This is a genomic window from Pelagerythrobacter rhizovicinus (assembly GCF_004135625.1).
Taxonomy (GTDB): Bacteria; Pseudomonadota; Alphaproteobacteria; order Sphingomonadales; family Sphingomonadaceae; genus Pelagerythrobacter; species Pelagerythrobacter rhizovicinus.
Genome location: NZ_SDPV01000001.1, coordinates 1,553,352 through 1,566,703, shown reverse-complemented (window position 1 = coordinate 1,566,703; position 13,352 = coordinate 1,553,352). Strand labels below are relative to the sequence as shown.

Below are 13,352 nucleotides of genomic sequence, written 5' to 3'. Positions count from 1 at the left end.
TCGGTCAGATAGAGCTGAACATTGCCGGTCATGTCCCGGGGGCCCTAGTGCTGAGCGCTGGAGGCTCTTTTCTATTGAGGGTCCGCCTGCGGCCTGAGGTCCCAGCCTTCGCTGGGACTCGCGCATGGGGATCATTGGGGCAGCCGTCAAAGTAACCCGGTGTCCGTGACCCGGGTGGAGTGTTTTTCGGCTCGTGCGCTGGTTGTCCGCTTCGCGGGCGTCCTTGTTCGCTGGGTCCCCGCTTTCGCGGGGATGACGGTAGAGCGCACGAACCTTCTCTCCACCCTGGCCTCAGTGGCACCGACATCCGATCCCTTCAGGAAAAGTGGACGCCACTTTTCCGCCCGGAAGGGTCGGCCCGAATGGGCAATACCGCCCATTCGGACAAGTAGGTGAAGAGAGAACTCAATGCCGACGATCAACCAGCTGGTCCGCAAGGGCCGCGTCCTGCAGAAGACCAAGTCGAAGGTCCCTGCGATGGAGCAGAACCCGCAGAAGCGCGGCGTCTGCACCCGCGTCTACACGACGACGCCGAAGAAGCCGAACTCCGCTCTGCGCAAGGTGGCCAAGGTCCGCCTGACCAACCAGCGCGAAGTCATCTCCTACATCCCCGGCGAGGGGCACAACCTGCAGGAGCACTCCGTGGTGCTGATCCGCGGCGGCCGTGTGCGCGACCTTCCCGGCGTGCGCTACCACGTGCTGCGCGGCGTGCTTGACACGCAGGGCGTGAAGGACCGCAAGCAGAGCCGTTCGAAGTACGGCGCCAAGCGGCCGAAGTAATCGCGGCCGTTGCGCCCGGGCCGTCATCCTGAACTCGTTTCAGGATCCATGGCTCCGCCAGCGCAGGTCCAGGAAGCTTAAGAGCCCCGTCCGACACCGCAAGATGGACCCTGAAACAAGTTCAGGGTGACGGCGGAGGGAAGGGAAGGCTCCAAGAGAAGGAATTCGTGCAATGTCACGTCGTCGTCGTCCCGAGAAGCGGGAGATCCTGCCTGATCCGAAGTTCGGAGATCAGGTGCTGTCCAAGTTCATGAACAACCTCATGCTCGACGGAAAGAAGTCCGTCGCCGAGCGTATCGTCTACGGCGCGCTCGACACCGTCGAGGCGAAGGCCAAGACCGATCCGATCGCGCTGTTCCACGACGCGCTGAACAACGTCGCGCCGCAGGTCGAGGTCCGCAGCCGCCGCGTCGGCGGTGCGACCTACCAGGTGCCGGTCGAGGTTCGCCCCGAGCGTGCCCAGGCGCTGGCGATCCGCTGGCTGATCACCGCCGCCCGCGGGCGTGCGGAAACCACCATGGCGGCGCGCCTGTCGGGCGAGTTGCTCGACGCGGCGAACAACCGGGGCAACGCGGTCAAGAAGCGGGAAGACACGCACCGCATGGCCGACGCCAACCGGGCGTTCTCGCACTACCGCTGGTAAGGCGGGAAACCGGCTGCCGAACTGCCTCCGCCCGTCTCATCGAAGGATCGGGCGGAGGCCGCAGGCCGAAGTCGAGAGCCCGTCTCGAAGGACTTCAACCGGTCACATAGTTAACTATATGGGGCGCGACTTTCGCCGTCCCCCACGAACCCGAGGAATTCCACATGGCCCGCGACTATCCGCTGGAGCGCTATCGCAATATCGGCATCATGGCGCACATCGATGCCGGCAAGACCACCACGACCGAGCGTATCCTCTACTACACCGGCAAGTCCTACAAGATCGGCGAAGTCCACGACGGTGCCGCGACGATGGACTGGATGGAGCAGGAGCAGGAGCGCGGGATCACCATCACCTCGGCCGCCACGACCACGTTCTGGCAGGCGGAAGACGGCGAAGGCCCGAAGCACCGGATCAACATCATCGACACCCCCGGCCACGTCGACTTCACCATCGAAGTCGAGCGTAGCCTGCGCGTCCTCGACGGCGCGGTTGCGGTGTTCGACGGCGTCGCCGGCGTGGAGCCGCAGTCGGAAACCGTATGGCGCCAGGCCGACAAGTACGGCGTGCCGCGGATGTGCTTCATCAACAAGCTCGACCGCACCGGTGCCGACTTCTACTATTGCGTCCAGTCGATCATCGACCGTCTCGGCGCGACGCCGCTGGTGCTCTACCTGCCGATCGGCATGGAGAGCAGCCTCAAGGGCGTCGTCGACCTGGTGAACAACCGCGGCATCGTCTGGGAAGACGAGAGCCTGGGCGCGAAGTTCAACTACGTCGACATCCCCGAGGACATGGCCGACCGCGCCGCCGAATACCGCGAGAAGCTGATCGAGACCGCCGTCGAACAGGACGACGACGTGATGGAGCAGTACCTCGAGGGTAACGAGCCCGATGCGGCGACGCTCAAGCGGCTGATCCGCAAGGGCACGATGGCGCGCGCCTTCGTGCCCGTGCTGTGCGGCTCGGCGTTCAAGAACAAGGGCGTGCAGCCCCTGCTCGACGCGGTGGTCGACTACATGCCGTCGCCGCTCGACGTTCCGGCGATCAAGGGGGTCCTGCCCGACAGCGACGAGGAGCAGACGCGTCCGTCGAGCGACGACGCGCCGTTCTCCGCGCTGGCGTTCAAGATCATGAACGATCCGTTCGTCGGCTCGCTTACCTTCACCCGCATCTATTCGGGCAAGCTGGCCAAGGGCCAGGTCCTGAACTCGGTGAAGGACAAGAAGGAGAAGATCGGCCGCATGCTGCTGATGCACTCGAACAACCGCGAGGACATCGAAGAGGCGTTCGCGGGCGACATCGTCGCGCTCGCCGGCATGAAGGACACGACCACCGGCGACACGCTGTGCGATCCGGCGCATCCGATCATCCTCGAGCGGATGGAGTTCCCCGAGCCCGTGATCGAGCTGTCGGTGGAGCCGAAGACCAAGGCCGACCAGGAGAAGATGGGCGTCGCCCTCAACCGCCTGGCCGCCGAGGATCCGAGCTTCCGCGTCTCGACCGACCACGAGTCGGGCCAGACGATCATCAAGGGCATGGGCGAGCTTCACCTCGACATCCTGGTCGACCGCATGAAGCGCGAGTTCAAGGTCGAGGCCAACGTCGGCGCGCCGCAGGTGGCGTACCGCGAGTCGCTCGCCAAGGAAGTCGAGGTCACCTACACCCACAAGAAGCAGTCGGGTGGTTCGGGCCAGTTCGGTGAAGCCAAGGTCCGCGTGATCCCCGGCGAACGCGGCCAGGGCATCATCTTCGACGACCAGATCAAGGGCGGCAATATTCCGCGCGAATATATCCCGTCGGTCGAGAAGGGCATGCGCGAGCAGGCCGAGAGCGGCTATCTGGTCGGCTTCCCGATCATCGACTTCACCATCGAACTGATCGACGGCAAGTACCACGACGTCGACTCGAGCACGGTGGCGTTCGAGATCACCGGTCGCGGCGCGATGCGCGAAGCGGCCCAGAAGGCGGGCATCAAGCTGCTCGAGCCGATCATGAAGGTCGAGGTCGTGACGCCGGAGGACTATCTCGGCGACGTGATCGGCGACCTCAACAGCCGCCGCGGCCAGATCCAGGGCACCGACACCCGCGGCAACGCGCAAGTGGTCGAGGCTTTCGTGCCGCTGGCCAACATGTTCGGCTACGTGAACGAGCTGCGCTCCTTCACGCAGGGGCGTGCGCAGTACTCGATGCAGTTCTCGCACTACGACGAAGTGCCGGCGAACGTCGCGGCCGAGGTCAAGGAGAAGCTTGCCTAAGGCTGGGCAAGCGTCTAGGGGCGGCGCCTGATTCACCTGGGTGCCGTCCGCGACTTGGTGAAATTCAATCTGACAGACAGAGGTTACACGCAAATGGCTAAGGAAAAATTCGAGCGCACGAAGCCGCACTGCAACATCGGCACCATCGGCCACGTCGACCACGGCAAGACCACGCTGACGGCGGCGATCACCAAGGTGCAGGGCGCTGCGGTCGATTTCGCGAACATCGACAAGGCTCCCGAAGAGCGCGAGCGCGGCATCACCATCTCGACCGCACACGTCGAGTACGAGACCGATGCGCGCCACTACGCGCACGTCGACTGCCCGGGCCACGCCGACTACGTGAAGAACATGATCACCGGTGCCGCGCAGATGGACGGCGCGATCCTGGTCGTGAACGCCGCCGACGGCCCGATGCCGCAGACCCGCGAGCACATCCTGCTCGCCCGTCAGGTCGGCGTGCCGGCGCTGGTCGTCTACATGAACAAGGTCGACCAGGTCGACGACGAGGAAATCCTCGAGCTCGTCGAGCTGGAAGTGCGTGAGCTCCTGAGCTCGTACGACTTCGACGGCGACAACATTCCGATCATCAAGGGTTCGGCCCTGGCCGCTCTCGAAGGCCGCGATCCGGAAATCGGCGAGAACTCCATCAAGGCTCTGATGGAAGCCGTCGACAACCACATCCCGCAGCCCGACCGTCCGGTCGACAAGCCGTTCCTGATGCCGATCGAGGACGTGTTCTCGATCTCGGGCCGCGGCACCGTGGTCACCGGCCGCGTCGAGACCGGCAAGGTCAACGTGGGCGACGAAGTCGAGATCATCGGTATCCGCGACACGCAGAAGACCACCGTCACCGGCGTCGAAATGTTCCGCAAGCTGCTCGACAGCGGCGAAGCCGGCGACAACATCGGTGCGCTGCTGCGCGGCACGGCGCGTGATGACGTGGAGCGCGGCCAGGTTCTGGCCAAGCCGGGTTCGGTCACGCCGCACACCGAGTTCAGCGCGGAAGTCTACGTGCTGTCGAAGGACGAAGGCGGCCGTCACACGCCGTTCTTCGCCAACTACCGCCCGCAGTTCTACTTCCGCACGACCGACGTGACCGGCGAAGTGATCCTCCCCGAGGGCACCGAGATGGTCATGCCGGGCGACAACGTGACGATCGGCGTCAAGCTGATCGCGCCGATCGCGATGGACGAAGGTCTTCGCTTCGCCATCCGTGAAGGCGGCCGCACCGTCGGTTCGGGGGTTGTCAGCAAGATCACGAAGTAATATAGGCGCGCGACCGGCGGGGGATTCGTCCCTCGCCGGTCGGATTTTTCGAAGGGGGCCGCCCCTGACCGGGTTTCCCGGGAGGCGGGGCTGGCCTTCTTTTTTTGGGGGCGAACGCCGCAACCGGTGGCGCTCCTTGGCTCTTTCGCATCGGTATAGGTAATGGAAGCTCAGAACATCCGCATTCGCCTCAAGGCGTTCGACCACCGCGTTCTCGACCAGGCGACTGGTGAAATCGCAGATACCGCGCGTCGTACGGGTGCTCTCATTCGTGGCCCCATTCCCATGCCGACGCGGATCGAGAAGTTCACCGTGAACCGCGGCCCGCACATCGACAAGAAGTCGCGCGAGCAGTTCGAGGTGCGCACCTACAAGCGGCTGCTCGACATCGTGCAGCCCAACGCCCAGACGGTCGACGCGCTGATGAAGCTCGATCTCGCCGCGGGCGTGAACGTGGAGATCAAACTGGCCTGAGCCAGTTTGCCGCGAGCCCCAGCGAAGGCTGGGGTCTCCGTCCACCTGGTCGGACGTTAAGATGACCGGGCAAGTTTATGGGCCGCCCCAGGTGGCCTGAGGTCCCTGCCTTCGCAGGGACACATGCGGGTTTCCCGCGACGACATAGGGATACCTCCGGTTGTTACCGGGCAAGCGTCCCCCGTCTCGCCTTCTTCGGAAGGCATTCAGCCCGGACGGGGCGACGCATCATAACCAGGGCTGTCACGCACCTCCGGATGGGCCGGGGGTGCCTCTGTTTTAGGAGTCTTACGATGCGCACCGGCGTTATCGCAAAGAAAGTCGGGATGACCCGCCTGTTCCAGGAGGATGGCCGGCACGTGCCCGTGACCGTTCTCGCTTTGGAAGACTGCCAGGTCGTTTCGCACCGCACCGCCGATCGCGATGGCTATTTCGCGCTTCAGGTCGGTTCGGGCGAGGCCAAGCAGAAGAACGTGAACAAGCCGCAGCGCGAAGCTTTCGCGAAGGCGGAAGTGCCGCTGAAGATGAAGGTCGCCGAGTTCCGCGTGGAGAACGAGGAAGGCCTGATGCCGGTCGGCGCGACGATCAGTGCGGAGCACTTCATCGCCGGGCAGAAGGTCGACATCACCGGCCACACGCAGGGCAAGGGCTTTGCCGGCGCGATGAAGCGCTGGGGCTTCGGCGGTCTGCGCGCGACGCACGGTGTTTCGCTCAGCCACCGTTCGCACGGTTCGACCGGTAACCGCCAGGATCCGGGCCGCGTCTTCAAGAACAAGAAGATGGCCGGCCACATGGGCGACCGCCAGCGCACGCAGCAGAACCTCGAGATCGTGCGCACCGACGCCGATCGCGGGCTGCTGTTCGTCAAGGGCTCGGTCCCGGGCGCGAAGAACGCCTGGTTGCTCGTTCGTGACGCCGTGAAGCTGCCGGTTCCCGAAGGCGTGCCGTTCCCCGGCGCGATCCTCGAGAAGAAGAGCGCCGCTCCGGAGCACGAGGAAGCCGCACCGGGCCTGGTCGAGGGCGCTGCCGAGCACGAAGTGCATGAGCAGGTCGACGCCGAACAGCAGGCGAAGCTCGCCGAAGAGCAGCAGGCCGGGGCCGGTGACGACGTCACCCCCGAGGCCGGCGAAGAGAACAAGGCCGAAGGGTCTGCCAATGCTGGCGGGGCCGACGGCGAGAGCAAGGAGTCCTGATCGTGAAGGTCAAGGTCCAGAAACTCGACGGCAAGGCGTCGGGCGATATCGAGCTCAATGATGCCGTGTTCGGCGTCGAGCCGCGCGCCGACATCCTGCACCGCGTCGTCACCTGGCAGCTCGAGAACCGGCGCGGCACCGCCCGCCCGACTCGCGAGCGGTCCGATGTCGCGCGCACCGGCAAGAAGTTCGGCCGCCAGAAGGGTGGCGGCACGGCTCGTCACGGCGACCGCGCTGCTCCGATCTTCATCGGCGGCGGCAAGGCGCATGGTGCCCGCAAGCGCGATTTCGACGTGTCGCTGAACAAGAAGGTCCGCGCGCTCGGCCTCAAGATGGCGCTTTCGAGCAAGGCGAAGGACGGCCTGGTGGTCGTGGACAGTCTCGATCTCAAGGACGCCAAGACCAAGGCCGTCGCCGAAGCGTTCGGCAAGAACGGTTGGAACGGCAAGGTGCTGGTGATCGACGGCGAGGCCGTGAACGAAGGCTTCAAGAAGGCCGCCGGCAACCTCAAGGGGGTCAACGTGCTCCCCGCGGTCGGCGCCAACGTCTACGACATCCTGAAGCACGACACGCTGGTCCTCACCAAGGACGCGGTCGAAAAGCTGGAGGCGCGCTTCAATGGCTAAGAAGCAGGAAATCGATGCGCGTCACTACGACGTGATCCTCAGCCCCCACATCACCGAGAAGTCGACCCTGCTCTCGGAGCAGAACGGCGTCGTCTTCAAGGTGGCGAACGATGCGACCAAGCCGCAGATCAAGGAAGCGGTCGAAGCGCTGTTCGACGTGAAGGTGAAGGGCGTGAACACGATTGTCGTCAAGGGCAAGACGAAGCGCTGGAAGGGCAAGCCCTACAAGCGCAGCGACCTGAAGAAGGCGGTTGTGACCCTGGCGGAAGGTGACTCGATCGACGTCACCGGCGGAATCTGAGGGCAGGACAGATGGCACTCAAGAATTACAAACCGACGAGCCCCGCGCGCCGCGGCCTCATCCTCGTCGACAAGTCCGGCCTGTACAAGGGCAAGCCGGTCAAGTCGCTGACGGAAGGCAAGCGCAAGACGGGCGGCCGCAACAACAAGGGCCATGTCACCTCGCGCGGCATGGGCGGCGGTCACAAGCAGAAGTACCGCTTTATCGACTTCAAGCGTCGCAAGTGGGACGTCGAAGGCACCGTGGAGCGGATCGAGTACGATCCCAACCGCACCGCCTTCATCGCGCTGATCAAGTACGCCGACGGCGAACTGGCCTATATCCTGGCGCCGCAGCGTTTGGCCGTGGGCGACAAGGTCGTGGCCGGCGAGAAGACCGACACCAAGCCGGGCAACGCGATGCTGCTCGGCCAGATGCCGGTCGGCACGATCTGCCACAACGTCGAGATGAAGCCGGGCAAGGGCGGCCAGATCGCCCGCTCGGCCGGCGCTTACGTCCAGCTCGTCGGTCGCGACCGCGGAATGGTCATGGTGCGCCTCAACTCGGGCGAGCAGCGCTACGTGCGGGCGGACTGCATGGGTACGGTTGGCGCGGTGTCGAACCCCGACAACCAGAACCAGAACCTGGGCAAGGCCGGTCGTCGCCGCTGGATGGGCATCAAGCCGCTCACCCGCGGTGTCGCCAAGAACCCGGTCGACCACCCGCACGGGGGTGGTGAAGGCCGCACGTCGGGCGGCCGTCACCCGGTCACGCCGTGGGGCAAGCCGACCAAGGGCGCCCGGACCCGCAAGAACAAGGCGACGGACAAGATGATCATCCGTTCGCGCCACGCCAAGAAGAAGAGGTAATCGGACATGGCTCGTTCCGTCTGGAAAGGTCCGTTCGTCGAGCTCAGCCTTCTCAAGAAGGCTGAGGACGCACAGGAAGCCGGTGGCCGTGCGCCGATCAAGACCTGGTCGCGTCGCAGCACGATCCTGCCGCAGTTCGTCGGCCTGACGTTCAACGTCTACAATGGCCAGAAGTTCATCCCGGTCTCCGTTTCGGAAGACATGGTCGGTCACAAGCTCGGCGAGTTCGCGCCCACGCGCAACTTCCCGGGCCACGCGGCCGACAAGAAGGGCAAGCGCTAATGGGCAAGCAGAAAGCTCCCCGCCGCGTTGCGGACAACGAGGCTCTGGCCGTCGGCACCACGATCCGTGGTTCGGCGCAGAAGCTGAACCTCGTCGCCGAGCTGATCCGCGGCAAGAAGGCCGAGGACGCGATGAGCATCCTCGCCTTCTCGAAGAAGGCGATGGCGCGCGACGCGCAGAAGGTGCTCGCCTCGGCGATCGCCAATGCCGAGAACAACCACGACCTGGACGTCGACGCGCTGGTGGTTGCGGAAGCTTCCGTCGGCAAGTCGATCACCATGAAGCGCTTCCACACGCGCGGACGGGGCAAGAGCACCCGCATCCTCAAGCCGTTCAGCCGGCTGCGCATCGTGGTTCGCGAGCAGGAAGAGGCGTAAGATGGGCCAGAAGAGCAATCCGATCGGTCTGCGCCTGCAGATCAACCGCACCTGGGACAGCCGCTGGTACGCCGAAGGGCGTGACTATGCGCGGCTGCTCAAGGAAGACATCGAGATCCGCAAGCACATCATCGAGAGCCTGCCGCAGGCGGCGATCTCGAAGGTGGTGATCGAACGTCCGGCCAAGCTGTGCCGCATCTCGATCTACGCGGCGCGTCCCGGTGTCATCATCGGCAAGAAGGGCGCCGACATCGAGAAGCTGCGTGCCAGGCTCTCGTCGATGACCGAGAGCGAGGTGAAGCTGAACATCGTCGAGATCCGCAAGCCGGAAGTCGATGCCAAGCTCGTCGCGCAGGGCATCGCCGACCAGCTCGTGCGCCGCGTGGCGTTCCGCCGAGCGATGAAGCGCGCGATGCAGTCCGCCATGCGTCTGGGTGCCGAAGGCATCAAGATCGTCTGCGGCGGCCGCCTCGGCGGTGCGGAAATCGCGCGTGTCGAGCAGTACCGCGAAGGCCGCGTGCCGCTGCACACGCTGCGCGCGAACATCGACTATGCCGAAGCCGAGGCGCTGACCGCCTACGGCATCATCGGCATCAAGGTGTGGGTCTTCAAGGGCGAGATCCTCGGCCACGATCCGACGGCGCAGGACCGCCTGATGATGGAATCGCAGACCTCCGGCGTCCGTCCGGCTCGCTGAGATTAGGTAAGAGCAATGCTGCAACCGAAGAAAACCAAGTTCCGCAAGGCCTTCAAGGGCCGGATCAAGGGCGACGCCAAGGGCGGTACCGTGCTGAACTTCGGCTCGTACGGCCTCAAGGCCCTCGAGCCGGAGCGGATCACCGCACGCCAGATCGAGGCTGCCCGCCGTGCGATCACGCGCCACATCAAGCGCCAGGGGCGCCTGTGGATCCGCGTGTTCCCCGACGTGCCGGTGTCGAAGAAGCCTGCCGAAGTCCGTCAGGGTAAGGGCAAGGGTTCGGTCGAATACTGGGCCGCCCGCGTGAAGCCGGGCCGGATCCTGTTCGAGCTCGACGGTGTCGCCGGTCCGCTCGCCGCCGAAGCGTTCGAGCGCGCGGCGATGAAGCTGCCGATCAAGACCAAGGTCGTCGCCCGTCTCGGCGACACCTCGCACCTGGAGGGTTGATCATGACGAAGATTGAAGACCTCCGCACGAAGTCCGACGACCAGCTCGACGCGCAGCTCACCGAGCTCAAGCGCGAGCAGTTCAACCTCCGCTTCCAGGCGGCGACCAATCAGTTGGAAGCCCCGGCGCGGATCCGCCAGGTTCGCCGCTCGATCGCGCAGATCAAGACTCTGCAGAACGAGCGCGCCGCCGCGGCGGCAGCCAAGGCTTGAGGAGCTAGACAATGCCGAAGCGTATCCTGATCGGGACTGTCACCTCCGACAAGACCGACAAGACCGTCACCGTGCTGGTCGAGCGAAAGGTGAAGCACCCGCTGTACGGGAAGATCATCCGCCGCTCGAAGAAGTACCACGCGCACGACGAAGCGAACGAATACAAGCTGGGCGACACCGTCCGGATCGAGGAGACCAAGCCGATCTCCAAGACCAAGACCTGGAAGGTGATCGACCAGGTCAAGTCCGGTGGCGTGCAGGCGGTCGAGGCCGATCTCGAGGCCTGATCGCCGGCGAGCGATATCAACAGGTCCCCGCCTTGGCGAGGACAGGCGTTTTTGGAACTGCCGGACGGGTTCCGGCAAGCCAGGTAAGAAGGAACCGCATCGATGATTCAGATGCAATCGAACCTAGACGTCGCGGACAACAGCGGCGCGAAGCGCGTCCAGTGCATCAAGGTGCTGGGCGGGTCGAAGCGCCGCACCGCGAGCGTCGGCGACGTGATCGTCGTTTCCGTGAAGGAAGCGCAGCCGCGCGCCCGCGTGAAGAAGGGCGACGTTCACCGCGCGGTGATCGTTCGCACCAAGAAGGACGTGCGCCGTCCCGACGGCAGCGTGATCCGCTTCGATTCGAATGCCGCGGTCCTCGTCAACAAGAACGAGGAGCCGATCGGCACGCGTATCTTCGGCCCCGTCGTGCGCGAGCTGCGTGGCCGCGGGTTCATGAAGATCATCTCGCTCGCTCCGGAGGTGCTGTAATGGCCGCCGCCAAGATCAAGAAGGGCGACAGCGTCGTCGTGCTCTCGGGCAAGGACAAGGGCCGCACCGGCACCGTCCAGAAGGTCCTGCCGAAGGATGGCAAGATCGTCGTCGAGGGCGTGAACGTCGCTGCCCGTCACCGCAAGCCGAGCCAGGCCAACCCGCAGGGTGGCATCGACCGCTTCGAAGCGCCGATGCCGATCTCCAAGGTTGCCGTGGCCGATCCCAAGGACGGCAAGCCGACCCGCGTCCGCTTCGAAGAGCGCGACGGGAAGAAGGTCCGCGTCGCCGTCAAGTCCGGGGAGACCATCGATGGCTGATAACTACACCCCGCGCCTCAAGGCCCGCTACGACGAACAGATCGTCAAGGCGATGACCGAGAAGTTCGGTTACAAGAACCGCTTCGAAGTCCCGCGGCTCGAGAAGATCACGCTCAACATGGGCGTGGGCGAGGCGAGCCAGGACAAGAAGAAGGTCCAGACCGCGGCCGAGGAAATGGCCCTGATCGCCGGCCAGAAGCCGGTGATCACCAAGGCCAAGAAGTCGATCGCGCAGTTCAAGCTGCGCGAGGGCATGCCGATCGGCTGCAAGGTCACCTTGCGCCGCGAGCGCATGTACGAGTTCCTCGACCGCCTGGTGACCGTAGCCATGCCGCGCATCCGCGACTTCCGCGGACTGAACCCGAAGAGCTTCGACGGGCACGGCAACTATGCGATGGGCCTGAAGGAACAGATCATCTTCCCGGAAATCTCGTATGACAAGATCGAGAAGGTCCGGGGCATGGATATCATCGTGACCACGACGGCGAAGACCGACGAGGAAGCCCGCGAACTGCTGCGTCTGTTCGGCTTCCCGTTCCCTGCCGAGCAGGGCGCCGAAGAGAAGGAGGCCGCGTGAGCGGCCCCCTGAACGCTAGGAAAGCAAAGAGAGCTTAAGTCCAATGGCGAAACTGAGTTCCATCAACAAGAACGAGCGTCGCAAGAAGCTCGTGAAGAAGTACGCTGCGAAGTACGCCCAGCTGAAGGCGATCGCGGATGACGAGTCGCTCGACGAGAGCGAGCGTCTGATCGCGCGCCTGAAGATGGCGGAAATCCCGCGCAACGCGAATCCGACCCGCGTGCGCAACCGCTGCACCACCACCGGCCGCCCGCGCGGCTATTACCGCAAGTTCGGCCTCAACCGCATCGAACTGCGCGACCTCGGCAACAAGGGCCTGATTCCGGGCCTGACCAAGTCGAGCTGGTGAGGATCTGACAGATGGCTATGACCGATCCCCTGGGTGACATGCTCACCCGCATCCGCAACGGGCAGCAGGCGAAGAAGGACAGCGTCCTTTCGCCGGCGTCCAAGCTGCGTGCAAACGTTCTCGAGGTCCTCCAGCGCGAAGGCTACATCCGTGGCTACAGCGAGGACTCGACCGGCAAGCACCCTGCGCTGCGGATCGAACTGAAGTATTTCGAGGGCGAGCCTGCGATCAAGCACGTCGCCCGCGTCTCCAAGCCCGGCCGCCGGATCTACTCGGGTTCCAAGGAACTCCCGACCGTCCGCAACGGCCTCGGCATCACCATCGTCTCGACGCCCCGCGGCGTGCTTTCCGATGCGGAAGCCCGTTCGCAGAACGTCGGCGGCGAAGTGCTGGCGGAGGTGTTCTGATGAGCCGCATCGGCAAAAGGTCGGTGGCGATCCCGAGCGGTGTCACCGCCACGATCGATAACGGCACCCTCACCGTGAAGGGGCCGAAGGGCACGCTCGCGATGGGGCTGGCCGACGAAGTCGAGTACAAGCTCGAAGGCGACGAGATCAGCGTCAAGCCGGCGAACGACACCCGTCGCTCGCGCGACTTCTGGGGCATGCAGCGCACGCTCGTGTCCAACCTGGTCGAAGGCGTGACCGAGGGATACACCAAGGTGCTCGAGATCTCGGGCGTCGGTTACCGTGCGCAGGCGCAGGGCAGGAAGCTCAAGCTTCAGCTCGGCTACAGCCACGACGTCGACCTCGACGTGCCCGAAGGCCTGGACGTGAAGACCCCCGATCAGACCACGGTCGAGATCAGCGGGATCGACAAGCAGGCCGTGGGCCAGTTCGCCGCCGAAGTTCGCCGCTGGCGCAAGCCCGAGCCCTACAAGGGCAAGGGCATCAAGTACCGCGGCGAGTATATCTTCCGCAAGGAAGGGAAGAAGAAGTAAG

The 13,352-nt window shown here is 64.6% G+C and carries 21 protein-coding genes; all 21 read left to right on the top strand.

The genetic code is table 11. From position 1 onward, the window contains the following. Window positions 1-408 precede the first annotated feature (408 nt). Entirely contained in the window at window positions 409-780 is a 372-nt protein-coding gene (rpsL, locus tag ETX26_RS07495; protein ID WP_129523976.1) for a 30S ribosomal protein S12, read from the top strand. A gap of 172 nt (window positions 781-952) precedes the next feature. Continuing rightward, on the top strand, window positions 953-1,423 hold the full coding sequence (gene rpsG / locus ETX26_RS07490) for a 30S ribosomal protein S7 (RefSeq protein ID WP_129523975.1): 471 nt from the start codon (window positions 953-955) through the stop codon (window positions 1,421-1,423). Between the two features lie 164 nt (window positions 1,424-1,587). Next, the gene (gene fusA / locus ETX26_RS07485; protein WP_129523974.1) at window positions 1,588-3,681 is read left to right on the top strand and encodes an elongation factor G; all 2,094 of its coding nucleotides are present in this window, start codon (window positions 1,588-1,590) and stop codon (window positions 3,679-3,681) included. Window positions 3,682-3,774: 93 nt separating this feature from the next. Beyond that, entirely contained in the window at window positions 3,775-4,950 is a 1,176-nt protein-coding gene (gene tuf / locus ETX26_RS07480) for an elongation factor Tu (protein WP_129523973.1), read from the top strand. Between the two features lie 162 nt (window positions 4,951-5,112). Continuing rightward, window positions 5,113-5,424, top strand: a complete 312-nt coding sequence (gene rpsJ, locus ETX26_RS07475; protein ID WP_006831877.1) for a 30S ribosomal protein S10 — start codon at window positions 5,113-5,115, stop codon at window positions 5,422-5,424. A 293-nt stretch (window positions 5,425-5,717) separates the two neighbouring features. Further along, the gene (gene rplC, locus ETX26_RS07470; RefSeq protein WP_129523972.1) at window positions 5,718-6,617 is read left to right on the top strand and encodes a 50S ribosomal protein L3; all 900 of its coding nucleotides are present in this window, start codon (window positions 5,718-5,720) and stop codon (window positions 6,615-6,617) included. A gap of 2 nt (window positions 6,618-6,619) precedes the next feature. Continuing rightward, the gene (gene rplD / locus ETX26_RS07465) at window positions 6,620-7,243 is read left to right on the top strand and encodes a 50S ribosomal protein L4 (protein ID WP_129523971.1); all 624 of its coding nucleotides are present in this window, start codon (window positions 6,620-6,622) and stop codon (window positions 7,241-7,243) included. Beyond that, the gene (locus ETX26_RS07460) at window positions 7,236-7,544 is read left to right on the top strand and encodes a 50S ribosomal protein L23 (RefSeq protein ID WP_119511502.1); all 309 of its coding nucleotides are present in this window, start codon (window positions 7,236-7,238) and stop codon (window positions 7,542-7,544) included. Before rplD ends, ETX26_RS07460 begins: the two co-directional genes overlap by 8 nt. An 11-nt stretch (window positions 7,545-7,555) precedes the next feature. Then, complete coding sequence (gene rplB, locus ETX26_RS07455; RefSeq protein ID WP_129523970.1) at window positions 7,556-8,392, top strand: 50S ribosomal protein L2; 837 nt, start codon at window positions 7,556-7,558, stop codon at window positions 8,390-8,392. A 6-nt stretch (window positions 8,393-8,398) separates the two neighbouring features. Further along, entirely contained in the window at window positions 8,399-8,674 is a 276-nt protein-coding gene (gene rpsS, locus ETX26_RS07450) for a 30S ribosomal protein S19 (protein ID WP_119511504.1), read from the top strand. Further along, window positions 8,674-9,051: a 50S ribosomal protein L22 gene (gene rplV / locus ETX26_RS07445; protein ID WP_129523969.1), complete on the top strand. Its 378-nt coding sequence runs from the start codon at window positions 8,674-8,676 to the stop codon at window positions 9,049-9,051. The genes rpsS and rplV overlap by 1 nt, the downstream gene beginning before the upstream one ends. A 1-nt stretch (window position 9,052) precedes the next feature. Then, window positions 9,053-9,748, top strand: a complete 696-nt coding sequence (gene rpsC, locus ETX26_RS07440) for a 30S ribosomal protein S3 (RefSeq protein ID WP_129523968.1) — start codon at window positions 9,053-9,055, stop codon at window positions 9,746-9,748. A 15-nt stretch (window positions 9,749-9,763) separates the two neighbouring features. Beyond that, window positions 9,764-10,195, top strand: coding sequence for a 50S ribosomal protein L16 (rplP, locus tag ETX26_RS07435; RefSeq protein WP_119511507.1), 432 nt, complete (start codon window positions 9,764-9,766; stop codon window positions 10,193-10,195). Between the two features lie 2 nt (window positions 10,196-10,197). Next, complete coding sequence (gene rpmC, locus ETX26_RS07430) at window positions 10,198-10,407, top strand: 50S ribosomal protein L29 (RefSeq protein WP_191984692.1); 210 nt, start codon at window positions 10,198-10,200, stop codon at window positions 10,405-10,407. Between the two features lie 11 nt (window positions 10,408-10,418). Beyond that, on the top strand, window positions 10,419-10,694 hold the full coding sequence (gene rpsQ / locus ETX26_RS07425; RefSeq protein ID WP_129523967.1) for a 30S ribosomal protein S17: 276 nt from the start codon (window positions 10,419-10,421) through the stop codon (window positions 10,692-10,694). Window positions 10,695-10,796: 102 nt separating this feature from the next. Next, a complete protein-coding gene (rplN, locus tag ETX26_RS07420) occupies window positions 10,797-11,165 on the top strand; it encodes a 50S ribosomal protein L14 (protein ID WP_061924894.1) in 369 nt (122 codons plus the stop codon). Further along, entirely contained in the window at window positions 11,165-11,485 is a 321-nt protein-coding gene (gene rplX / locus ETX26_RS07415; RefSeq protein WP_129523966.1) for a 50S ribosomal protein L24, read from the top strand. Before rplN ends, rplX begins: the two co-directional genes overlap by 1 nt. Further along, complete coding sequence (rplE, locus tag ETX26_RS07410; RefSeq protein WP_129523965.1) at window positions 11,478-12,062, top strand: 50S ribosomal protein L5; 585 nt, start codon at window positions 11,478-11,480, stop codon at window positions 12,060-12,062. The genes rplX and rplE overlap by 8 nt, the downstream gene beginning before the upstream one ends. A gap of 43 nt (window positions 12,063-12,105) precedes the next feature. Continuing rightward, window positions 12,106-12,411 (top strand): 30S ribosomal protein S14, encoded by a 306-nt coding sequence (rpsN, locus tag ETX26_RS07405; RefSeq protein ID WP_129523964.1) that lies wholly within the window; start codon window positions 12,106-12,108, stop codon window positions 12,409-12,411. 11 nt (window positions 12,412-12,422) lie between these two features. Continuing rightward, the gene (gene rpsH, locus ETX26_RS07400; protein ID WP_129523963.1) at window positions 12,423-12,818 is read left to right on the top strand and encodes a 30S ribosomal protein S8; all 396 of its coding nucleotides are present in this window, start codon (window positions 12,423-12,425) and stop codon (window positions 12,816-12,818) included. Continuing rightward, on the top strand, window positions 12,818-13,351 hold the full coding sequence (rplF, locus tag ETX26_RS07395; protein WP_129523962.1) for a 50S ribosomal protein L6: 534 nt from the start codon (window positions 12,818-12,820) through the stop codon (window positions 13,349-13,351). The genes rpsH and rplF overlap by 1 nt, the downstream gene beginning before the upstream one ends. Window position 13,352 lies beyond the last annotated feature (1 nt).